This window comes from Pseudomonas sp. On1, assembly GCF_033783325.1.
This window is the reverse complement of record NZ_JAWPOA010000003.1, coordinates 164,190-183,440: the sequence shown is the minus strand read 5'-3', so window position 1 is coordinate 183,440 and position 19,251 is coordinate 164,190. Positions and strand designations below refer to the sequence as shown.

23 protein-coding genes and 1 pseudogene are annotated in these 19,251 nt (G+C 63.8%); 12 read left to right on the top strand and 12 right to left on the bottom strand.

The window, feature by feature from the left end; all coding sequences use genetic code 11:
* Nucleotide 1: 1 nt before the first annotated feature.
* The 6 genes from R5C80_RS04200 to R5C80_RS04175 all read right to left on the bottom strand — a co-directional run bounded on the left by R5C80_RS04200 (nt 2) and on the right by R5C80_RS04175 (nt 5,017).
* On the bottom strand, nt 2-1,261 hold the full coding sequence (locus R5C80_RS04200) for an SAM-dependent methyltransferase (RefSeq protein WP_094009955.1): 1,260 nt from the start codon (nt 1,259-1,261) through the stop codon (nt 2-4).
* A complete protein-coding gene (locus R5C80_RS04195) occupies nt 1,236-2,045 on the bottom strand; it encodes a DUF1365 domain-containing protein (protein WP_319049847.1) in 810 nt (269 codons plus the stop codon). Before R5C80_RS04195 ends, R5C80_RS04200 begins: the two co-directional genes overlap by 26 nt.
* Nucleotides 2,042-3,289 (bottom strand): NAD(P)/FAD-dependent oxidoreductase, encoded by a 1,248-nt coding sequence (locus R5C80_RS04190; protein WP_319049846.1) that lies wholly within the window; start codon nt 3,287-3,289, stop codon nt 2,042-2,044. The genes R5C80_RS04195 and R5C80_RS04190 overlap by 4 nt, the downstream gene beginning before the upstream one ends.
* A 6-nt stretch (nt 3,290-3,295) precedes the next feature.
* Nucleotides 3,296-4,048: an SDR family NAD(P)-dependent oxidoreductase gene (locus R5C80_RS04185; protein ID WP_094009953.1), complete on the bottom strand. Its 753-nt coding sequence runs from the start codon at nt 4,046-4,048 to the stop codon at nt 3,296-3,298.
* Nucleotides 4,045-4,467 carry a nuclear transport factor 2 family protein gene (locus R5C80_RS04180; RefSeq protein WP_319049845.1) on the bottom strand — a complete coding sequence of 141 codons (423 nt, stop codon included), beginning with the start codon at nt 4,465-4,467 and terminating at the stop codon, nt 4,045-4,047. Before R5C80_RS04180 ends, R5C80_RS04185 begins: the two co-directional genes overlap by 4 nt.
* A gap of 103 nt (nt 4,468-4,570) precedes the next feature.
* A complete protein-coding gene (locus R5C80_RS04175; protein WP_318864260.1) occupies nt 4,571-5,017 on the bottom strand; it encodes a PAS domain-containing protein in 447 nt (148 codons plus the stop codon).
* Between the two features lie 146 nt (nt 5,018-5,163).
* Between R5C80_RS04175 and R5C80_RS04170 the strand changes: the two genes are divergently transcribed.
* Both R5C80_RS04170 and R5C80_RS04165 read left to right on the top strand, forming a co-directional pair.
* Complete coding sequence (locus R5C80_RS04170; protein ID WP_038706152.1) at nt 5,164-6,045, top strand: MerR family transcriptional regulator; 882 nt, start codon at nt 5,164-5,166, stop codon at nt 6,043-6,045.
* 126 nt (nt 6,046-6,171) lie between these two features.
* Nucleotides 6,172-6,696 carry a hypothetical protein gene (locus R5C80_RS04165; RefSeq protein WP_023630687.1) on the top strand — a complete coding sequence of 175 codons (525 nt, stop codon included), beginning with the start codon at nt 6,172-6,174 and terminating at the stop codon, nt 6,694-6,696.
* Between the two features lie 66 nt (nt 6,697-6,762).
* Here R5C80_RS04165 and R5C80_RS04160 read toward each other — a convergent pair whose 3' ends face one another.
* Both R5C80_RS04160 and R5C80_RS04155 read right to left on the bottom strand, forming a co-directional pair.
* Nucleotides 6,763-7,302: a type 1 glutamine amidotransferase domain-containing protein gene (locus R5C80_RS04160; RefSeq protein ID WP_319049844.1), complete on the bottom strand. Its 540-nt coding sequence runs from the start codon at nt 7,300-7,302 to the stop codon at nt 6,763-6,765.
* 97 nt (nt 7,303-7,399) lie between these two features.
* Nucleotides 7,400-9,187 (bottom strand): thiamine pyrophosphate-requiring protein, encoded by a 1,788-nt coding sequence (locus R5C80_RS04155; protein ID WP_319049843.1) that lies wholly within the window; start codon nt 9,185-9,187, stop codon nt 7,400-7,402.
* A 144-nt stretch (nt 9,188-9,331) separates the two neighbouring features.
* Between R5C80_RS04155 and R5C80_RS04150 the strand changes: the two genes are divergently transcribed.
* The gene (locus tag R5C80_RS04150) at nt 9,332-9,856 is read left to right on the top strand and encodes a cupin domain-containing protein (protein ID WP_038706150.1); all 525 of its coding nucleotides are present in this window, start codon (nt 9,332-9,334) and stop codon (nt 9,854-9,856) included.
* Nucleotides 9,857-9,873: 17 nt separating this feature from the next.
* On the opposite strand, the gene R5C80_RS04145 is transcribed toward R5C80_RS04150, so the two are convergent.
* The gene (locus tag R5C80_RS04145) at nt 9,874-10,974 is read right to left on the bottom strand and encodes a mechanosensitive ion channel family protein (protein ID WP_319049842.1); all 1,101 of its coding nucleotides are present in this window, start codon (nt 10,972-10,974) and stop codon (nt 9,874-9,876) included.
* 161 nt (nt 10,975-11,135) lie between these two features.
* Here R5C80_RS04145 and R5C80_RS04140 point away from each other — a divergent pair, with 161 nt between their 5' ends.
* The 4 genes from R5C80_RS04140 to R5C80_RS04125 all read left to right on the top strand — a co-directional run bounded on the left by R5C80_RS04140 (nt 11,136) and on the right by R5C80_RS04125 (nt 13,467).
* Nucleotides 11,136-11,849 (top strand): DUF72 domain-containing protein, encoded by a 714-nt coding sequence (locus R5C80_RS04140; RefSeq protein ID WP_038706148.1) that lies wholly within the window; start codon nt 11,136-11,138, stop codon nt 11,847-11,849.
* A 72-nt stretch (nt 11,850-11,921) separates the two neighbouring features.
* Nucleotides 11,922-12,140 (top strand): hypothetical protein, encoded by a 219-nt coding sequence (locus R5C80_RS04135; RefSeq protein ID WP_319049841.1) that lies wholly within the window; start codon nt 11,922-11,924, stop codon nt 12,138-12,140.
* 20 nt (nt 12,141-12,160) lie between these two features.
* Nucleotides 12,161-13,246 (top strand): cytochrome ubiquinol oxidase subunit I, encoded by a 1,086-nt coding sequence (locus tag R5C80_RS04130; protein WP_319049840.1) that lies wholly within the window; start codon nt 12,161-12,163, stop codon nt 13,244-13,246.
* Entirely contained in the window at nt 13,246-13,467 is a 222-nt protein-coding gene (locus R5C80_RS04125; protein WP_023630438.1) for a hypothetical protein, read from the top strand. Before R5C80_RS04130 ends, R5C80_RS04125 begins: the two co-directional genes overlap by 1 nt.
* 237 nt (nt 13,468-13,704) lie before the next feature.
* On the opposite strand, the pseudogene R5C80_RS04120 reads toward R5C80_RS04125, so the two are convergent.
* Nucleotides 13,705-13,981 (bottom strand): annotated as a pseudogene (locus tag R5C80_RS04120) (short-chain dehydrogenase); the annotation flags it as partial.
* A 295-nt stretch (nt 13,982-14,276) separates the two neighbouring features.
* Between R5C80_RS04120 and R5C80_RS04115 the strand changes: the two are divergent.
* A complete protein-coding gene (locus tag R5C80_RS04115) occupies nt 14,277-14,528 on the top strand; it encodes a hypothetical protein (RefSeq protein ID WP_023630435.1) in 252 nt (83 codons plus the stop codon).
* A gap of 96 nt (nt 14,529-14,624) precedes the next feature.
* Nucleotides 14,625-15,005: a hypothetical protein gene (locus tag R5C80_RS04110; RefSeq protein ID WP_023630434.1), complete on the top strand. Its 381-nt coding sequence runs from the start codon at nt 14,625-14,627 to the stop codon at nt 15,003-15,005.
* A 71-nt stretch (nt 15,006-15,076) separates the two neighbouring features.
* On the opposite strand, the gene R5C80_RS04105 is transcribed toward R5C80_RS04110, so the two are convergent.
* Nucleotides 15,077-15,979, bottom strand: coding sequence for a LysR substrate-binding domain-containing protein (locus R5C80_RS04105; protein ID WP_319049839.1), 903 nt, complete (start codon nt 15,977-15,979; stop codon nt 15,077-15,079).
* Between the two features lie 116 nt (nt 15,980-16,095).
* Here R5C80_RS04105 and R5C80_RS04100 point away from each other — a divergent pair, with 116 nt between their 5' ends.
* Nucleotides 16,096-16,551, top strand: coding sequence for a PACE efflux transporter (locus R5C80_RS04100; RefSeq protein WP_104443835.1), 456 nt, complete (start codon nt 16,096-16,098; stop codon nt 16,549-16,551).
* A gap of 38 nt (nt 16,552-16,589) precedes the next feature.
* Here R5C80_RS04100 and R5C80_RS04095 read toward each other — a convergent pair whose 3' ends face one another.
* Complete coding sequence (locus R5C80_RS04095; protein ID WP_023630431.1) at nt 16,590-16,808, bottom strand: hypothetical protein; 219 nt, start codon at nt 16,806-16,808, stop codon at nt 16,590-16,592.
* Between the two features lie 298 nt (nt 16,809-17,106).
* Here R5C80_RS04095 and R5C80_RS04090 point away from each other — a divergent pair, with 298 nt between their 5' ends.
* Nucleotides 17,107-17,967: an RNA ligase family protein gene (locus tag R5C80_RS04090; protein WP_319049838.1), complete on the top strand. Its 861-nt coding sequence runs from the start codon at nt 17,107-17,109 to the stop codon at nt 17,965-17,967.
* 14 nt (nt 17,968-17,981) lie between these two features.
* Nucleotides 17,982-19,127 (top strand): AAA family ATPase, encoded by a 1,146-nt coding sequence (locus R5C80_RS04085; RefSeq protein WP_319049837.1) that lies wholly within the window; start codon nt 17,982-17,984, stop codon nt 19,125-19,127.
* The last annotated feature ends 124 nt before the right edge of the window (nt 19,128-19,251 follow it).

Sequence of the window (19,251 nt, the reverse complement as noted above, 5' to 3'; positions counted from 1 at the left end):
GTCATTGCCCGGGCAACGGCGCCCGCCGCGCCTGGGGCGCCGCCCACAGCAACTGGGCCACGCCGATGGCACGTTCCTCGAAGCCGCCCTGGCAGTAGCACAGGTAGAATTCCCACAAACGCTGAAAGGTCTCGTCGTAGCCCAGGTCCGCCAGCGTGCCACGTGCCTGGCGCAGATTGTCGCGCCAATGCCCCAGGGTGATGGCGTAATCGACGCCAAAATCCTCCAGGTGCACGAGGTTGAGCGCGGTGCGCCGGCTGGCGGTGTCCAGCAACACACTCAGCGAGGGCAGGGCGCCGCCGGGGAAGATGTAGCGCTGGATGAAATCCACCGAGCGGCGCGCCCGGGCGTAGCGTTGGTCACGAATGGTGATGGCCTGCAGCAACATCAGCCCGTCAGGCTTGAGCAGTGACGCGCACTGGCGGAAGTACACGGGCAAGTAGCGGTGCCCCACCGCTTCTATCATCTCGATGGAGACCAGTTTGTCGAAAGTCCCCGTCAGGTCGCGGTAATCGTCACACAGCACGGTCACCCGTTGCTCCAGCCCAAGGTCCTTCACCCGTTGCAGGGTGTAGGTGTACTGCGCGTGCGACAGTGTCGTGGTGGTCACCCGGCAACCGTGGCGGGTGGCGGCATGAATTGCCAGGCTGCCCCAGCCACAGCCGATTTCCAGCAGGTGATCCTGCGCGCTGAGCTCAAGCTTTTGGCAGATGCGCTCCAGCTTATGCTGCTGCGCCTGCTCCAGCGATTGCCCAGGGTATTCGAACTGCGCGGCCGAATACATCATGGTCGGGTCCAGCAGTTGCTCGAACAGGGTATTGCCCAGGTCGTAATGGGCCAGGATGTTGCGTCGAGCGCCGCTGCGGTTGTTGCGGTTTAGCCGGTGCAGCAGCCGCAGGGCAGGGCGTCCCAGGCGCGCCAGGCCGCCCTCGAGGGCGTCGAGCACATCGAGGTTGGCCACGAACAGACGGGTGACCAACGCCAGGTCCGGGCTGCGCCAGTAACCATGGATATAGGCTTCGCCCGCGCCAATCGAGCCATTGCCGGCGATCAGGCTCCAGGCGGCATCCTCGAGTATCTCTATCTCGGCCTGCAGGGCGCTGCCAGGGTCGCCGAAGGTCCACTGGCGACCGTGGCAGAGCAGGCGCAGATGGCCGTGACGCAGTTTGCCCAGCTGGGCGAGCACGGCGTTGCGCGCCAGGCTGCCAAGCAGCGGCGCCAAGCCCGCAGACTTGCTAACACTCAGGGTCGGATTGGACATGATCGGGGTCCTCGCAGGGGTGGCCGAGTGCCAGGTCGCCCCGGCTGGCGCTGTGGTCGTGTATGGGGGTGCGTTTGATGAACAGGCGCAGGGCTTGCCAGTAGATGGCCCAGACGGTGCGCAGGCTCATCCAGGGGAAGGTCAGGACGTAGGCGCGTATGTCCTTGCCATCCAGGGGGCGGCGTTTCAGGGCCAGGTCGGCTTCGAAGACCTTCTGCTCGCCTTGCCAGTTCTCCATGTGAATGCGTACCTGCGCCTGGTCCAGGTGAAAACGCAGCCGATAGTCCATGTCCAGGGGCAGGAACGGCGATACATGAAAGGCCTTGGCCATGGCGAATGGCCTGGTCAGATCACCTTGTACCGGTAGCACATAGTGGAAACGCTCACGCCACGGGGTGTTGCGCACTTCCAGCAGGATTGCCGCCAGGTGTCCGTCGCGGTCATGGCAGAAATAGAAGCTCACCGGATTGAACGACAGCCCCCAGCAACGCAGTTGGGTCAGCAGGTACACGCGCCCGTCAGGCACTTGCCCGGTGGCCTGGCTCACCAGCAGTCGCGCGGCTTGGGCCAGCGGCAGACCTTGGCGGGTGAGGCTCGGCAGGTAGTCGGATTCGCGCCAGCACAGCGGGGCCAGGCGCCAACGCCCCAGCCAACGAGACAGCCCCAGCCAGCCAGCCTGTTCATCCAGATCCAGGTAGAACATGCCGATCCTGTAACGAAAGGCATGGGCCCGTGGGCTCAGGCGCCGGTGGCTGATCCAACCCTGGCATAGGCCACTGTTCACAGTTGCTCTCCGAAATGCCTGGCGACCTGCAACGCACTGACCACTCCGTCCTCGTGGAAGCCATTGCCCCAGTAGGCGCCGCAGAAGTAGCTGTGTTGCTGGCCTTGCAATTGCATTTGCCGAGCCTGCGCGGCGGACGCCGCCAGGCTGTACTGCGGGTGGGCGTAGCTGAACCGCGCGAGGATCTGCGCGGGGTCGATCAGCGCGGTCTGATTCAGGCTGACGCAAAAGGTCGTCGGCGCTTCAATGCCCTGCAGGATGTTCATGTTGTAGGTCACCGCAGCTGGCGCCTGTTCGGGGCCGCCGAGGCGGTAATTCCAGCTGGCCCAGGCGTTGCGACGGCGTGGCAGCAGGCGGCTGTCGGTGTGCAGCACCACGTCGTTCTCGGCATAGCCGATGGCGCCCAGCACTGAACGTTCGTGCACGCTCGGCGCTTCCAGCAGCGCCAGGGCCTGGTCGCTGTGGCAGGCGAACACCACATTGTCGAAGCGCTCGGTACCGGCGTCGCTGACCAGGGTAACCCCGCCTTCGTCGCGACCGACCCGGTGCACCCGGCAGCCCAAGCGGATGCGCTCGGCGAAGGGGCGGCACAGCGGGGCGACATAACTGCGCGAGCCGCCCGCCACGACACGCCACTGCGGGCGCTGGTTCACTGACAGCAAGCCGTGGTTGCGACAGAAACGCACGAAGAATGCCAGCGGGAAACCGAGCATGTCGGCTCGCGACATCGACCAGATCGCAGAGCCCATGGGCACGATGTAATGCTCGATGAAACGCTGGCCGTAACCTCCTTCATCAAGGTACGCGCCAAATGTGGTGGTGGGCTCGATCCGCTGCTGTTCCAAGTCGGCGAGAGACTGCCGGTTGAAACGCAGGATATCGCGCAGCATGCCCCAGAACCCTGGTGACAGCAGGTTGCGGCGCTGGGCAAACAACGTGTTCAGATCGTGCCCGTTATACTCCAGGCCGCTGAGCGGATCATGCACGGAAAAACTCATCTGCGTCGGCTGCGAAGCGACCCCGAGTTGTTCGAGCAAACGAATGAAATGGGGATAGGTCCAGTCGTTGAACACGATGAACCCCGTGTCGATGGCATGGCGCTCACCGCGCCACACCACGTCGACGGTGTGGGTGTGGCCACCGACCCAGCCGGCGGCCTCGAAAACCGTTACTTCGTGCTTGCGCGACAACAGGTAGGCGCAGGTCAGGCCGGCGATGCCGCTGCCGATGATGGCTATACGCATGATTGATCAGTCCGTTTCTTGACGAGCCAGGCGCCGGCCCAATGCCAGGCGCGCTTGCGCTGGCAGCGCTCCGAGCAGGCGCAACCCCCAGGTGAACAGGCGCGGGAAGTTTATTTCCAGCGGCCGACGCGGCAGCCGTCTGACGATGTGCCGGGCGGCGCGCTGGGCTGACCACAGCTGAGGCATCGGGAAGTCGTTGCGACGCGTCAGCGGTGTGTCGACGAAGCCTGGATTGATCAGCGTGACGTCGATGCCGGCTTGCGCCAGATCGATGCGCTGCGACTCCACCAGGTAGCGCACAGCGGCCTTGGATGCGCCATAAGCGCCGGCGCGGGGCAAGGCCAGCCAGGTTACCGAGCTGCCCATGACCACCAGGTGCGGGCCGATACCGGCACGCAGCAGGGGCAGGGCGACCGCCAGGCAGTGGCTGAGGCTCAGCACATTGGTGCGGATAACGCGCTCGACCAGCGCCGGGTCGAACCGGCCGGGTTCCAGGTACTCGCAGGTACCGGCGTTGAAAATCGCCATGTCCAGGGCGCCCCAGGCCTGGCGAATGCGGTCTGCTATCTGCGCGACCTGCTCGGGATCGTCCAGATCGCCGTTGGCCAGCAGCACCTGCCCGGGAAAGCGCTCGGCAAAGGGCACCAGTTGCTCGACCCGGCGACCGCCCAGGGCAACCTGATGGCCTTGTTCCAGCAGGCACTGCGCGAGCGCCGCACCGATGCCGCTGCTGGCACCGGTCAACCAGCAGCGGCTCATGCCAACCGCCCCTTGAGCCAGCGAATCGCCCCCCCCATCAGCGGAATGTGCTCGTAGAGCAGCGCGCCGGCGTCGAAGAAATCCTGGTGGTAATGCACCCGGTCATGCCATTGCAGGTAACTGCAGCCTTGCAGGGAAACCGGGCGACCGCCTGCAAGCCGCGGATGACGAAATTGCAGGGTCCAACGCAGGTACCCTTGCCCGGTCCTCACCTCGTCGGCACCGGAGAATACGTAGTGGATGTCATGGGCGTTGGCGTACAGCTGGGCAAAATACGCCCGCAGCTCGCTCAGCCCTTCAATCCGATGCAGCGGGTCGCGGAAGGTGACGTTCTCGCTGTACAGGTTCTCTAGCGCTTCGAGGTGCTGCCCATCGAGCTGGGCGAAGCGCTCGGCGAAATTCTGCAGGTACGTTGACATGCTCGGCTCCGACAAATCCTGTACAAACAAATTTTTTGTACAGGTATAGAAGAAGCCTACGTTTAAATCTGTACAAGTCAACGTTCTTGTACAGATATTTTGCTCAGTGTCCGACCGCTGCCAACTGGCGGCGCAGGTCGGCGACCTCGACCTCCAGCTCGCGCACCCTTTCTTCGGCAGCGATCTGCGCCGAGACATCGTGTTGAATGCCGATGTAATAGGTCAGCTGGTCTGCCTCGTTATGTACCGGGGTGATGGACAATTCGTTCCAGAACGGGCTGCCGTCCTTGCGATAATTGCGCAGCACCTGACGGCAGGGCTGGCCCGTGCGGATCGCCTCGCGGATCACCGCGATACCCGGCTGCTGCTGATCCTGGCCCTGGAGGAAGCGGCAGTCCTGGTAGAGGATATCGTCCCCGCAGTAGCCGGTGAGGCGTTCAAAGGCGGGGTTGACGTAGATCAGGATGCTGTCGCGGCCTTCCTGCTCGGCAACGACAATGCCATCGTTGGAGTGCTCGACCATCAGTTGCAGGAGTTTTGCGTTGATCATTGGGGACACCCATGAAAAGCTGAGCTGTATGGCGGGCGCAACAATACGAAGCGCCGGCGCGATTCTGTACATAATGGCCTATCTGGGCTCGCCGCAGAAAGAGCGTATGGGTTTAGAATGGGCCATCTTTCTGATGATTCCTCCTGATGACCGAAGTCACCTCACCCGATTTACTGCCCATGCGCGATGTGGTCAGCCTGACCGGCATCAATCCGGTGACCTTGCGCGCCTGGGAGCGACGTCACGGCCTGATCAGCCCGCAACGTACCGACGGTGGTCATCGCCTGTACACGCCCAGCGACGTGCAGCGCATTCGCGACATCCTGCACTGGACAGCCAACGGCCTGCCGATCAGCAAGGTCGGCGAAATGCTCGCCGCTCAGCGTCACACGCCGGTGCAGCAGGATTCGGCCTTCCAAGACTGGCGCGCGGCCCTGAAACGCGCGGCAATGGCGTTCGATACGCGCGGGTTGGAGGGTGTCCATGGCCAGTTGTTCACGCTCCTGCCCAAGGCCACCGTGCTGCGCGAAGTGCTGCTGCCGGTCTGGCAGGCGATGGGCGCGGGCAGGGCCTTCGGTGAGCGCAGTCAGTGGCTGTTCCTTGACACCTTCCTGCGCGCACGCCTGTTGCTGCGCCTGCAGATGAACCAGGCCGATGCGCCAAGGGTGCTGCTGGCCGGTACCGAAGGGGCTGCCGAACTGCCGTTGCTGTGTACCGGCCTGTTGCTCAGCAGCGAGCAACAGCGCGTCGACGTGCTCGGCTGCTGGCAGCCGCTGGAGGAACTCGCCCTGGTGTGCGCGGCGACTCAGCCAGCGGCGTTGGTGATTGCCGTGCAAGGCCCGGTGAACGCCGGGCTGGCCAAGCGGCTGCGGGCCTTGCAGCTGGAGATTGCCTGCCCGCTGGCCCTCACCGGGGTAGCTGGACCGCAAGCCGCGTTGCAAGGCATCCCGCTGCGTGTGCTGGACGAGCAGGGGGATGATGTGGCGGGGATGCTCAACGCGTTGCTCAGGGGAGCCCTGGATCTCTGAGAGCAGGGCCGCTGCGCCGATTAGGTCAACGCCAAAATGGATTGAATTTTGCCCTGCATTGCCGGTTCTACCGCATCAAGCTCCTCGATTTCTTACTTGCCCGGAGCTTGATTGCAGGAGAGCCGTGTGCCTCGAATCATCACCCCATCGACCCCCGAACACGAAATCACCGAGCACAACGCCAGGATGTTCGGTTCGCCCAAGGAGCGTCTGGACTTCTATCGGCGCGAGATCCAGTACGAAACCAGCATCCTGGCCAATCGTACCGACGCCTATCTGGCCGCCCAGTCGTTTCTGGTTATCGCTTTCGTCTCGTCCATGGGCAACCTCAATCAAGGGTGGGGGGAGATGTTCACCCTGATCGTGCCCGCGTTCCTTGCTTTGCTTGGCGTGCTGAGTTCGCTCAATGCCTGGCCAGGTATTCGCGCGGCGTACAACATCATCGATCACTGGCAACTCAAGCAGAGCCACTTGCTGCGCAGCGAGCCCTTGATGGGGCTGGCCTATGACGAATCGCCCCTGTTCTGCGAGGCCGAAACATCACGTGCGGGGCATCGCAAGTCATTGCTCTTTTCCCTGCGTACTCCGTGGATCTTTCTGGTGTTCTGGGTGCTGCTGGGGAGTTACTCGGTGTATATCCAATTGGCCTGATTAGGTTGTCATGCGGGGATGCATGGCCCCCGACCGCTGGCGCGGGGCAGGGGCCGTGCGGCAATGTCAGCGCCCCAGCGCAGCGATCAACTGTTCGTTGAACGCCGGGATATCGTCCGGCGTACGGCTGCTGATCAGGTTACCATCCACCACCACCGCTTCATCGATCCAGCTGCCGCCGGCGTTGCGGATGTCGTCCTGCAACGTCTTGTAGCTGGTCATTCGCTTGCCCTTGACCAGGCCGGTCGAGACCAGCAGCCATCCACCGTGGCAGATCACCGCCAACGGTTTGCCTGCAGAGTCATGGCTTTTGACCAATTCCTGGGCGCCGGGTATCAGGCGAATGGTGTCGGAGTTCTGCACGCCGCCGGGCAGCACGAGGGCATCGTACAGATCGAGCTGGGCACTTTCGAACGTGGCATCCACCGGGAATTCGTCGGCGGGCTGGTCGTGATTCCAGCCGCGTACAGTCCCATCCTTTTCGCTCAGGATATCGACCACCGCGCCCAGCTTTTGCAGGGCTTCACGAGGGCCGGTCAACTCGACCTGTTCAAACCCGTCGGTGACCAGAAAGGCCACGCGCTTGCCATTTAATTGTGCACTCATCGTCGTGTTTCCTTTATTGATAGGCTTGATAGGGCAGGCCCCGGGCGTGCGGCGAAGTTCCAACGGATTGCCGGAAGGCCTCGCCGCGCACCGGACATCAGTGCTTGCCAGGTAACAGCGTCCCCAGGACCTGCTTGGCCGTCTGCACGATTACCCCTGCCTCGTCAGGGTCGCCCTTGAGCAGGGTGCTGGCGAACTGCTTCGCTTGTTCCAGCTTGATGTGCGGGGGGAGCGGCGGCACGTTGGGGTCGGTCTTGAATTCGATCAGCACCGGGCGGTCGGCGGCCAGGGCCCGATCCCAGGCGCTGGCGACCTCGTCTTCGCGCTCGACGAAGATGCCCTGCAGGCCGATGGAAATGGCAAACAGGTGGTAGGGCACATCGGGTATGGACTGGGACGCCTCGAACTTCGGGTCGCCTTCCATGACCCGCTGCTCCCAGGTGACCTGGTTGAGGTCCTCGTTGTTGAACACGGCGCAGATCCATTTGGGGTTTTCCCATTGCTGCCAGTACTTGGCCACGGTGATCAGCTCGGCCAGGTTGTTCATCTGCATCGCACCGTCGCCCACCAGGGCAATCACCGGGCGCTGCGGGTGCGCAAACTTGGCGGCGATCGCATAGGGCACGGCGGCGCCCATGCACGCCAGGCCGCCGGACAACGAACACTGCATGCCCTGGCGGATCATCAGGTCACGCGCGAACCAGTTGGCGCAGGAGCCGGAGTCACTGGTGACGATGGCCGCATCCGGCAGGCGCGGGGAGAGCTCGTGCACCACCCGCTGCGGGTTGATCGGGTCGGCCTTGGCCAGGGCGCGTTTTTCCAGGGTCTTGTCCCAGCGCGCGCGCCAGTCTTCGATCTTCTTGCGCCAGCGCCGGTCGGGCTTGTGCTCGAGCAATGGCAAGAGCGCCTGCAGGGTTTCGCCGGCGTCACCGACCAGGTTGACCTCCATCGGATAACGCAGGCTGAGCATGTCAGGTTGCAGGTCGATCTGCACGCCGCGAGCCTGGCCTTCCTTGGGCAGGAATTCGGAATAGGGAAAACCCGAACCGATCATCAGCAAGGTGTCGCACTCAGTCATCAGCTTGTAGCTGGGCTCGGTGCCGAGCAGGCCGATGGACCCTGTGACCCAGGGCAGGGTATCCGGCAGCACGGCTTTGCCCAACAGTGCCTTGGCAACGCCCGCCCCGAGCTTTTCGGCCACCGCCTCCACCTGTTCGCTCGCCTGCAGAGCGCCAGCACCGACCAGGATGGCCACCTTGCGACCGGCATTGAGCACATCGGCGGCCTGCTGAAGGTCAGACGTGTAGGGCAGCACCTTCGGCTTGCTGTAGCCGACGCCGGAGTGCACGGTGCCGTGGGCCCTGGCGGGCGCCTCATAGGGCAGGTCCTGCAGGTCATTGGGCAGGATGATGGCGGTTACCCGGCGCTCGCCCACGGCCGTGCGCACGGCGCGGTCGAGCAGGTGGCGTACCTGGGCAGGGGTGGACGCCTGCTGCACGAACGCCCCGGCCACATCCTTGAACATCGACAGCAAGTCCAGCTCCTGCTGATAGTGCCCGCCCAGCGCCGCCCGTGCCTGCTGGCCAACGATGGCCAGCACCGGCTGGTGATCCATGCGCGCATCGTACAGGCCGGTAAGCAGGTGCGAGGCACCTGGGCCCGAGGTGGCGATGCATACGCCCAGCTCACCGGTGAACTTGGCGTGGGCGCTGGCCATGAACGCGGCCATTTCCTCATGGCGGGCCTGAATGAATTCGATCTTGCCGTTGGCCCGGTTCAACGCGCCGAACACACCGTTGATGCCGTCGCCCGGGTAACCATAGATACGCCGCACGCCCCACTGGTACAAACGCTCGACCAGGAAGTCACCTACCGTCGTTGTCATCGTCGTGTCCCTGTCAGTGATGGATAGGGTCTGGACTGGATCGCGCAGGCGAAAGTTTCACTGGGTGTAGCTGGTCGCCCGGCATGAACCTCGAAGCTGGCTCGTATTCTCAAGGGTATTGCCCAACTTCATCGCGAGGCCCTCATGTTTACCCTCGACAGCACCACCCAGCCGCAGAGGACGCTGCATTTCGCCGATGACGGCGCGACGCCGAACAGCCGCTTCGCCGTATTGCTCTACCGCCTGCGCCTTGCACCGGCCGATGACAACGCCAGCGCGTTCGAGGCGTTGTTCGCCGCCCACCAATGGACGCCGTTGTGGCGCGACGGCATTTTTGAGTACCAGCATTTCCACCCCAATGCCCATGAGGTGCTGGGTGTCGCCAGCGGGCAGGCGCGGGTGACACTGGGCGGCGCGGGCGGCCAGACGTTGACCGTGAAAGCGGGCAATGTCCTGGTCCTGCCGGCTGGCACTGGCCATTGCTGTGTCGAGCACAGCGATGACTTCCTGGTGGTGGGGGCTTACCCGCTGGGGCAGGAGCAGTACGCCATCCAACGACCCGAGGATGGCGCGCACGACCAGGCGCTGGCGCGCATCGCCGCCGTGCCCAGGCCAGCGCAAGATCCGGTGACCGGCGCACGAGGCGCCCTGATGACGCTATGGCGCTGATCACCAGCCAACGGCATTCAGGCCTCTTTGAAGCGCAGCATGTCTTCCTGGGGTAGCGCGGTGACCTTGATCGCCCGCACCGGCACGGCAAACTTGGCACCGATCCTGGAGAAACGCTCCAGCAGGTGGAAATTGATCGCCTGCTGGATATCCATGTACAGGTTGTAGCCGGGGTCCTTGACGATATACACGCACTCGAACTCCAGCGCCTCCTTGCCGAAGCCACGCAGGTGGGCGCGGTCGAAGCGTGCCTGGCCCTGTGCCTTGATCGCCTCCTCGATGATGCCGGGTGCCTTCTTCACGGCATCGGTGGGGGTGTCGTAGGACAAGCCGAACTCGAACACGATGCGTCGCTCCTGCAGGCGCTTGTAGTTCTGGATGGTGCTGCTGATCATGCTGGCATTGGCCATAACGATCTGCTCGCCGCCCAGGCTGCGGATGCGCGTGGTCTTCAGCCCGACATGCTCCACGGTGCCGGCCAGGGGGCCGACGACGATGAAGTCGCCCACCTCGAAGGGCTTGTCGACGGCGATCGACAGCGAGGCGAACAGGTCGCCGAGGATGTTCTGCACCGCCAGCGCCACGGCGATGCCACCCACCCCGAGGCTGGCGACGAAGGCGGTGATGTTCACCCCCAGGTTGGACAGCATGGCCAGCACCACCACCGACCACATCAGCACCCGCGCGCCCCAGGCGGACAAGGTAGCCAGCGCGCTGCCCTGGTTCAGCCCGTCGCCGCCGTGCCGAGCGAAATAGCGGCGCAGGCCCAGGGCGATGGCGCGGTTGGCCCACAGGCCGATCTGCAGCGCCGCCACCACGAACCACAGGCTGCCCACCCGGGCCAGCCAACGCTCGGGCAAATCGAGCATGCCCAGGCCCACCAGCAGCGAGGCGAGCAGCAGCAAGGCATTGCTGGTGCCGTCGAGCACCTTGGCCAGCACTTGGCTGAACGCGCCGTCGTGTTCCGACCAGCGCCGTACCCGCCGCTGCACGAAGCTGATCGCCGCCCGCGCCGCGACGAAGGTCAGGGTGGCGACGCCCAACGCCAGCAGCAGGTTGAGGATTGAGATACCGAATAGCGTGGTATCGGTGAACAGTTCAATGATGCGGTCATTCATGAGTGGCTCGCCTCCTGGTTGCCCTCGGGGGATGTGCAGCGTCCTTTCATGGGACGTCGAGGTGCGGCCAGAGGTCGATCGGATTTTCTCCGCCGGGTTTTCGGAACGTCTTGACCCCGCCGCCACTCCACCGCTTCACAGCGCCTGACAGGAGCAAGCGGATGATTTATCTAGGCTGTGCCGGCTGGAGCATTTCGCGGCCTTATGTCGACGCGTTTCCCGCGCAAGGCAGCCACCTGCAGCGCTATGCGCGGCGGCTGAACGCGGTCGAGATCAACAGCGCGTTCTACCGCCCGCACCGCCCTGAAACCTATGCGCGATGGGCCGCCTCGGTGCCGACGACCTTTCGCTTTTCCGTCAAGCTGCCCAGGACCATCACCCATGAACAGTGCCTGCACGCCTGCGGGCCGCTGCTCGATGGGTTTCTCGCCCAGTGCGGCCAGCTGGGGGAGCGCCTCGGTTGCCTGCTGGTCCAGTTGCCACCTTCGTTGGCCTACGACGCGCAATCGGCGCGGCGCTTCTTCGAAGCGTTGCGCGAACGCCATGCCGGACCAGTGGCGGTCGAGCCGCGCCACGCTTCGTGGCATGCGGCGCAGTCAATGCTCGTCGCGCTGCGCATCGCCCAGGTGGCCGCCAGCCCGCCGCGCCTGGTCAGCGATGCCGAGCCCGGCGGGTGGCCCGGGCTGGAGTATTGGCGCCTGCATGGCGAGCCGCGTGTCTACTACAGCGCTTATTCCGACCATTACCTGCAGGCTTTGGCGGCGCGGCTGCGGGCGAGTGCTGCCAGCCAGACAGATATCTGGTGCATATTCGACAATACCGCCGCCGGCGCCGCCTTGGGCAATGCCCTGGCAACCTGGGATCAGTTGTGCTGATGCAGTCGGATCAAACTTTCCCAGGCGGCCGGTACTCTTCTGAAAGACAGTCATCCGCCACGGGACCCTTTCATGAAACAGCCTGAATCCAAACCCGCTGACAAGACCCCACGCCCCATTTCCTCGGAAGAGGCCCAAAAAGGGCAGCCTGCGCCGGATCCGGTGCTCGAGCACCCGGATCCGGATACAGAGGCGGTCGACAAGGTGATAACGCCGACTTCAATCAAAGAGCAGGAAGAGCAGACCCGTGCGATCGAGAAGCGCCTGCGCGACGTTGACGACAAAGCCTGATATAGACGTGCCAGCGAGGGATGAGCTTGATTGAGCACGCCGATGCGGCTGCGGCGCTGCTGGCCGCGCGGGCTCAATTCGCCATCACCATTGGTCTTCATATTGTCCTTGCCGCCTTCAGCATTGGCCTGGCGCAGTGGTTGATGGCCTTGGAAGCCTGGTGGCTGTGGCGCCGACAGCCAGCCGTGTTGGCGCTATACCGCTACTGGCTGAAAGTGTTTGCCTTGACCGTGGCCGCCGGGACCGCCTTCGGCCTGGTCATTGAGTATCAGTTCGGTCTGAATTGGGCACGGCTGTCGCTGGCAGTCGGCGAGATCATCGGTCCATTGATGCTCTATGAGGTACTGGTGGCATTCTTTCTGAAAGCGGGTTTTCTCGGGGTGATGTTGTTCGGCCAGAACAAGGTCGGGCCGAAGCTGCATTTTTTCGCGACCTGCGCGGTGGCCTGTGCACTGGCGCTGGTGCTGGTGCTGGGTTACTCATGGCTGGGTGCCTGCTGGCTGTACTGGCGATGCGAAGGCCCGCTGCAACGTCGGGCAGCCAGCCAGGCCAAGCTGCTCTGCGGCCTTGCCCTGGCGGCGCTGGCTGGTGTGCTGGCGTTGACGTTGCAACTCGATACGCAGTATTGGCATCGCCTCGGCCAGCCCTCGCTGCTCGTAGGCGCCGGGGTAGCGAGCATTGGATTGCTGGTGGGGTTCGCTCGCGCCTGGCGCTGTGCACACCACTGGCTGCCGCTGTCTTGTGCCCTGGGCATGATCGTCGTGGCATTCACCCTCATGCTGGTAGCGCTCTTTCCCAATGCCATCCCGCCGGCACTGACTCTTGAACAGGCGGCGGCAAGCGCTGCCACTCAAGTGTTTGTACTGGTTGGCTTTGCCCTGGTTGTGCCTGTCACGCTGGGCTACAACACCTGGGGCTTCAGGGTGTTTTCGGGAAAGGTCAGGGCTCGGGCAGGCAGGGGACGACGCCTGGCCAATGAATGCGCCACGCCATTCGTCCGACATTCAGGAAATGTGCTGAACGCCTGGCAGGGTAAATGCCCTTATGCAAGTCAAACAGGCGCTATTCAACTCCCAATAAAAATACGGCCAGAGGCCTCTGCATAATGACGACTCCCCCGACCGACCTGGATGTGGCAATGGAAATTGGCATCAGCGAAACCGAGGTCAAGCGCTATCGGGGCGATACCTTTCTGCTGGGTGACGGCGCATGGCTTGTCCACTTCGGATACACCATGCCCAAGGAGCTGCGTTCGCGCCTGACCGGCAGCTTTACGCTTATCTTCAAGCCGCACATGTCACTAGGTGACAGACGAAGACCAGGGTAGGGCGCACGCGCTCCTGGTACGCCTAATGGCGCCTGCGCTCCAGTGCCGCCAGCACCCAGCCCGCCACGAATCCCAGGGACAAGGCGGTTGCCAGGATGGCTGCGGGGTGGCGTTGCAGGCGCTCGACACCCGCCACCAGACGCCGTCCCTGCGTCGCTGCGAAGGCTGGAACTTCAGGTACTGATGGCCGCTGTCCAGGCTGTTCGACTTCACTGCCCCCCTCGTCGGAAGGCCAGTGTTCAAGGCGCGACACTGCCAGGGAAGTGCCATCCGCCAAGGTCAGCACCAGGTCCTTGATCTCGCCGGCGAAGCGGTTGGCGAACACCGGCTCGCCCGTGGCATCGAGGTTGTCATAGATGAATCGCCGCCCCTCCAGCCACCCCACGGCGGTCAGCAGCTCCGGCCCCAGATAGTACTTGCCGTCGAGGAAGAAGCCGGTGAACGGATGCACCCGCTCGAGGTTTTCCACGGTATAGCGTTCTCCCGGCTTCATACCGGTGGCGGGATCGATCATGGCTGCACGCTCCGTGTGGCGATAGTGCGAAACACACAGCCGTGCCTGCTCAGGACGAGCGGATCCGCAAGCATTTCGATACGGACATCGCCGGTACCGTGACAGATCAAAGGCCTCATGGGTTGGTTCTCCTGTACGCTGTGGGGATGGTCTATTCAGGGGAAGCCAGGAAGCGCGTTAAAGTTCAAGCGCAGATCACCAGTGGCATTTGCGTCGCGCCGACCGTCCAGGCGGCTGGAGGGAACCTCGTGCGACGCACAGGCATCTTCCGTCAAAGAAAGCAGGGCGGTCCGAGATGAATGCCTTCAGCGACCCGATGACCCCGGCGCAATGCCGGCTGGCAGCGATCAACCACTGGTTCGACACCTACGACAACCAGGCCCTGCGCCGGCACTGTCCAAGCACCTATCACGATGAACTCCTGCGCCAGGCCGACGAGATGGACCGGCTGCGGTTGATCGACTGGACTGAGTGGCGCGACCTGCGCCGGCTTGCTGATCGAGCGTTCGTGAAGGCGGTGGCCGGCGCGGACTACCACCTTGTGTAGCTGCTTGGGCACTGCCGACCATTCGTCCAGCCGATCGCACTTCGTCAGCGGCAATGGCTTCAACCGTTCAGCCGAACCCACTCAGGAGTGAGCGACATGCCCCGTGGAGACAAAGACAAGTACACCGAGAAACAGAAGCGCAAGGCCGAACACATCGAGCAAAGCTACGAGCACAAGGGCCTGTCCAAGGACGAGGCCGAGTCCCGTGCCTGGGCTACCGTCAACAAGCAGTCCGGCGGTGGCGACAAGTCCGGCGGATCGGGCAGCAAGACGTCGTCGAGCGAAAAGAAGACCGCACGTTCAGATTCGGCCAAGCGGGCCGCGAAAACCCGTCAGGGCCATGGACGTCAATCTGGCACCTCACTGGAGACGCAGACCAAGGAAAGCCTGATGAAAGAGGCGCGCAGCAAGGATATCAAGGGGCGTTCGCGCATGACCAAGGCGCAACTGGTCGAGGCGTTGCGCAGGAAAGGCTGATGCGGCGCTGACCGGCCAGTGACGGTTCTAGGCTTGGAGAAGGGCAGCCATGCCTGATCCACCGGCGTTACTCAACGCGCCTCCGTTATGGTCGCTGCGGCCACTTCGGCCAGCCAGGCCAACAGTGCCTTCATGTGTGGCTGCCGTTCCCGGCCCGGTACGCAGACCGCCATGTAGCGCGGCCCCGGCAGGCTGACGTCGGGCCGGAAGGCCGCCAGTTCGCCACGTTGCACGCTATCGGCCACCAGTACGTTGCTTGCGAGCACCAGGCCTTGGCCTGCAACGGCGGCGCTCAAGGCAAAATGCTCGTCATCGAATTCGCGCATGCGTGCACGCTCAAGCCAGTCTTGGCAGCCCGCCGCCTCACACCAAAGCTGCCAGCTGATCGAACAGCCTTGCGGGACCTGCCAGCGCAGGTCGATCAACTGGAGCTGTTCAACTGCCATGGCGGCGAGCACCGCAGGCGCGGCATAGACCGCGAAACGCTCCTCCATCAACGGCAGGTTGAACAGCTTCGGGTCGGTGTGGCTGACGGCTCGAATTGCCAGGTCGATGCTGGAATCGCGCAGCAGGTCAACCAGTTCGTTGCCGGTGTCGATGCGCAGGTTGAACGCCTCGAAAGCACGGTAGAAATCGCCCAACCTCGGAATCAGCCAGGCGGCGGCCAGCCCGGGCGTAGTGGACAGGGTCAGGGACTGTGATGCGGTGCCGGGCAGGAAGTGCTCCAGGCTACGACTGATATCCAGGAGTGCGCCATGGACCTGGCGATAGAGCCGCTCGCCTTGCTCGGTGAGCCTCACACCCTGCGCGCTGCGCTCGAACAGCAAAGTGCCAAGGCGGGTCTCCAGCACCTTCACCTGGTGGGAAATGGCCCCCGGCGTGACCGAAAGCTCCTCAGCCGCGGCCTTGAAGCTGGTGAGGCGCGCCGCGGCCTCGAAGCTGCGCAGCGCGTTGAGCGGAAGCGAAGAGAACACCGACCACCTCGAGGGATGAATTGGATTGATGCCCGCTCAATTTATCTCATTTTTCGTGGCGGTCACCGAGCGCTAACGTGGCGGCATCCGCTTTCACCGCCCACAGGTGCACCGCCATGCAAGGTCCCGCCCGCAAGATCGTCCAGGCCGTTCTTTACGAGGCGATCGCCGTCGCCGTGCTGTCACCGGCCATCGCCATGGTCTACGACAACGGTTTGGCGCATGCCGGTGCCCTGTCGTTGATGCTGTCCGCCAGCGCGCTTGCCTGGAACGTGGTGTACAACTACCTGTTCGAGTTTTGGGAGCGCCGTCAGCCGAACCGTGCCCGCACCCTCGGCAGGCGCTTGCTGCACTCGGCGGGGTTCGAAGGTGGGTTGGTACTGCTGCTGGTGCCACTGGTGGCCTGGTGGCTGCAGATTTCCTGGTGGGCGGCGCTGGTGACCGACCTGGGGTTGTTCGTGTTCTTCTTCTTTTATGCGCTGGTGTTTCAGTGGGCGTTCGACCGCGTGTTCGATGTGCCTGTCTCGGCGCAGGGCGAGGTATCGGCCGAGGCTTGTGCGGGGCGAGGGTAGGGCGGCTGCGAGGCGAGGTGCCGAGCCGCCCGGATGCGTCAGTCCTTGCTGGCGTTGAGCTTGCGCAGCTCTTCGTAGGTGGCCGACTGGACGAACCAGAAGCCGGAGACGATGCACCAGCCGAGGCTGCCGACCACGAACACACCCAGGGCTGGCAGGAATCCGCCGGTGAACAGGGTGATGAGGGCGAACAGCCAGATAACGGCCAGGGAGACGTAGAGGACGATGTTGTTGACGCTGATGACGAAGTCTTTCACGAAGCGTATTCCTTGCGGGATATCAGAAGATTGCCCCTCCAGGGGCGCGCCGATGCTATCACATTGCTGCTACTGAGGGCTTGACCCGCGACCGATACCTGCTGTTGAATACGCGCCCTCGAATCCCCGCAACCTTTTGCCAAAGTGGTGAAGCCAGTGCCCTGCGCCATCAAACACGCCTGATACCGACGACGGTCCATCGTGCCTGATGGCTGCCCGTGCTTGCGCGCGGCGGCGCTTCATCCTCGTACCTGCCTGATCCTGTCGTCGGTTTTTCCCTATTACCAAGGAGAAACCCATGAACATGGATTTTCGTGCCAACGCACATTCCCTCGAACTGCTCAAATACCCCCGCACAGCACATCTGCAAGGCTCGCGCCTGCAGGACGGCGACAGCGATGCCGGCCAGGTGGCCTATGGCTCGCTGGTTGGCCAATGGCTGGTGGTGGAAGAGAAACTCGACGGCGCCAACGCCGGCATCAGCTTTAGCAACGGTGGCGAACTCCGCCTGCAGTCGCGTGGCCACTACCTCACCGGCGGTGGCCGCGAGCGCCAGTTCAACCTGTTCAAGCAATGGGCCGTCGCCCACGAGCACTGGTTACTGGAGCGTCTTGAAGACCGCTTCGTGCTGTATGGCGAGTGGCTGCACAAGAAACACTCGGTGTTCTACGACCACCTGCCGCATTTTTTCTGCGAGTTCGACGTGTGGGACCGCGCCACGGGGCTGTTCCTGTCCACCGCGGCGCGCCGACGGCTGCTGGCGGACGGGCCGGTGCTGTCGGTGCCGGTGCTGTACGAAGGCCCGGCACCACGCCGCTACGCCGAGCTGATGGCGTTGCTCGGCGACTCGCTGGCCAAGACCGCGCAATGGCGCGAAGTGTTCGAGCAGGTGGTGCGCCGCGAAGGCCTCGACCTGGCCCGTGCCTGGCGCCAGTGCGATCGCTCGAGCCGAATGGAGGGCCTGTACCTGAAGCTCGAAGACGAGCGCCAGACCCTGGGCCGGCTCAAGTGGGTGCGCCAGGACTTCGTCCAGGCCATCCTCGACGCCGACCAGCACCATGCCAACCAACCGTACATACCCAATCAACTGGCCGCCGGCGTCGATCTCTACGCACCGCGCCTGTCCCTGGACTGGCACGGCGCACGCCGCGGCGACTGAAGGAGCTTCCTGAAATGGATATTCGCCAACTGCAACAACTGGTGCCCGACCCCGGGCACGACATGGACAGCGCCGCTTGCCTCGCGGCCATCCCGGCCCTGGCACGCCTGGCCGACACCCCGCAGGATCCGACCTATCACGCCGAGGGCGATGTGTGGGTCCATACCCGCCTGGTGGTCGAAGCGTTGCTGGCGCAGAGCGCCTACCGCGACGCCAGCGCCGAGCAGCGCTTCGTGCTGTTCTTTGCAGCCCTGCTGCATGACATCGCCAAGCCCGACACCACGGTGACCGACCCGCAGACCGGGCGCATCGGCCAACCCGGCCACTCGCGCCGAGGCGCGGTGGATGCACGCCTGCTGCTGTGGCGCGCTGGCGTGCCGTTCGCGCTGCGCGAACAGATCTGCCGGATCATCACTGTGCATCAATTGCCGTTCTTTGCCCTGCAGGGTGACCGCAGCGGACGCAGCGCGGAGTTTCTGCTGCACAAGCTGTCCTGGGAACTGCCGGTGTGGATGCTCTGCGCGGTGGCCGAGGCCGACATGCAGGGTCGTCACTATGCCGGCAAGGCCGAAGTGTTGACCGCCATCGAACTGTGGCGCGAGCTGGCGGCAGAGGAGGGGTGCTTGTACGGCCCGCGAGCGTTTGCCGACGACTACACACGCATTCAGTACCTGCGTGGCGCCCGTGTGCATCCGGATTATGCGCTGCACGAACCCCAGGGCTCCCAGGTGGTGATGCTCTCCGGCCTGCCGGCCAGCGGCAAGGATACCTGGACCGCCCGACACCACCCGGACCTGCCGGTGGTGTCGTTCGACGACGCGCGCCAGGCCCTGGGCCTGCGCCACGGCCAGAACGAAGGCGCGGCCGCGCACTACGCCATCGACCGGGCCAAGGCGCTGTTGCGCGAGCGCAGGCCCTTCGTGTGGAACTCGACGCACCTGTCGGCGCAGATGCGCAGCCGGACGCTGGACTTGCTGTACGGCTACGGGGCGCAGGTGGAGATCGTCTACCTGGAGCGGCCGGAGGACGAGATCATGCGGCGCAACCAGCGACGCGATACGTCGCTGCGCAATGACGATATACGGCGGATGATGTTCAAGTGGGAGGTGCCGTTGCCGACCGAGGCGCATCGGGTGAGGTATGAGGTGGTGACGGGCTGAGCATCGATCAGAAGAATATTGACAAGTTTCGGACTCTTCTGACTTTAGTGCGCCTTTTCGATCTGACGGGCTTGTTCGGAGTTGCCTTAACGGCGAAAAGCGATCAGTTGGCAATTTGTCCGCT

Coding starts and splice junctions, on each gene's coding strand:
- R5C80_RS04125 (WP_023630438.1), top strand. CDS start 13,246: ATGACGACTCCCCCGACCGACCTGGATGTGGCAATGGAAATTGGCATC.
- R5C80_RS04190 (WP_319049846.1), bottom strand. CDS start 3,289: ATGCGTATAGCCATCATCGGCAGCGGCATCGCCGGCCTGACCTGCGCC.
- R5C80_RS04110 (WP_023630434.1), top strand. CDS start 14,625: ATGCCCCGTGGAGACAAAGACAAGTACACCGAGAAACAGAAGCGCAAG.
- R5C80_RS04185 (WP_094009953.1), bottom strand. CDS start 4,048: ATGAGCCGCTGCTGGTTGACCGGTGCCAGCAGCGGCATCGGTGCGGCG.
- R5C80_RS04175 (WP_318864260.1), bottom strand. CDS start 5,017: ATGATCAACGCAAAACTCCTGCAACTGATGGTCGAGCACTCCAACGAT.
- R5C80_RS04130 (WP_319049840.1), top strand. CDS start 12,161: ATGAGCTTGATTGAGCACGCCGATGCGGCTGCGGCGCTGCTGGCCGCG.
- R5C80_RS04145 (WP_319049842.1), bottom strand. CDS start 10,974: ATGAATGACCGCATCATTGAACTGTTCACCGATACCACGCTATTCGGT.
- R5C80_RS04200 (WP_094009955.1), bottom strand. CDS start 1,261: ATGTCCAATCCGACCCTGAGTGTTAGCAAGTCTGCGGGCTTGGCGCCG.
- R5C80_RS04170 (WP_038706152.1), top strand. CDS start 5,164: ATGACCGAAGTCACCTCACCCGATTTACTGCCCATGCGCGATGTGGTC.
- R5C80_RS04085 (WP_319049837.1), top strand. CDS start 17,982: ATGGATATTCGCCAACTGCAACAACTGGTGCCCGACCCCGGGCACGAC.
- R5C80_RS04140 (WP_038706148.1), top strand. CDS start 11,136: ATGATTTATCTAGGCTGTGCCGGCTGGAGCATTTCGCGGCCTTATGTC.
- R5C80_RS04155 (WP_319049843.1), bottom strand. CDS start 9,187: ATGACAACGACGGTAGGTGACTTCCTGGTCGAGCGTTTGTACCAGTGG.
- R5C80_RS04150 (WP_038706150.1), top strand. CDS start 9,332: ATGTTTACCCTCGACAGCACCACCCAGCCGCAGAGGACGCTGCATTTC.
- R5C80_RS04180 (WP_319049845.1), bottom strand. CDS start 4,467: ATGTCAACGTACCTGCAGAATTTCGCCGAGCGCTTCGCCCAGCTCGAT.
- R5C80_RS04135 (WP_319049841.1), top strand. CDS start 11,922: ATGAAACAGCCTGAATCCAAACCCGCTGACAAGACCCCACGCCCCATT.
- R5C80_RS04090 (WP_319049838.1), top strand. CDS start 17,107: ATGAACATGGATTTTCGTGCCAACGCACATTCCCTCGAACTGCTCAAA.
- R5C80_RS04100 (WP_104443835.1), top strand. CDS start 16,096: ATGCAAGGTCCCGCCCGCAAGATCGTCCAGGCCGTTCTTTACGAGGCG.
- R5C80_RS04160 (WP_319049844.1), bottom strand. CDS start 7,302: ATGAGTGCACAATTAAATGGCAAGCGCGTGGCCTTTCTGGTCACCGAC.
- R5C80_RS04115 (WP_023630435.1), top strand. CDS start 14,277: ATGAATGCCTTCAGCGACCCGATGACCCCGGCGCAATGCCGGCTGGCA.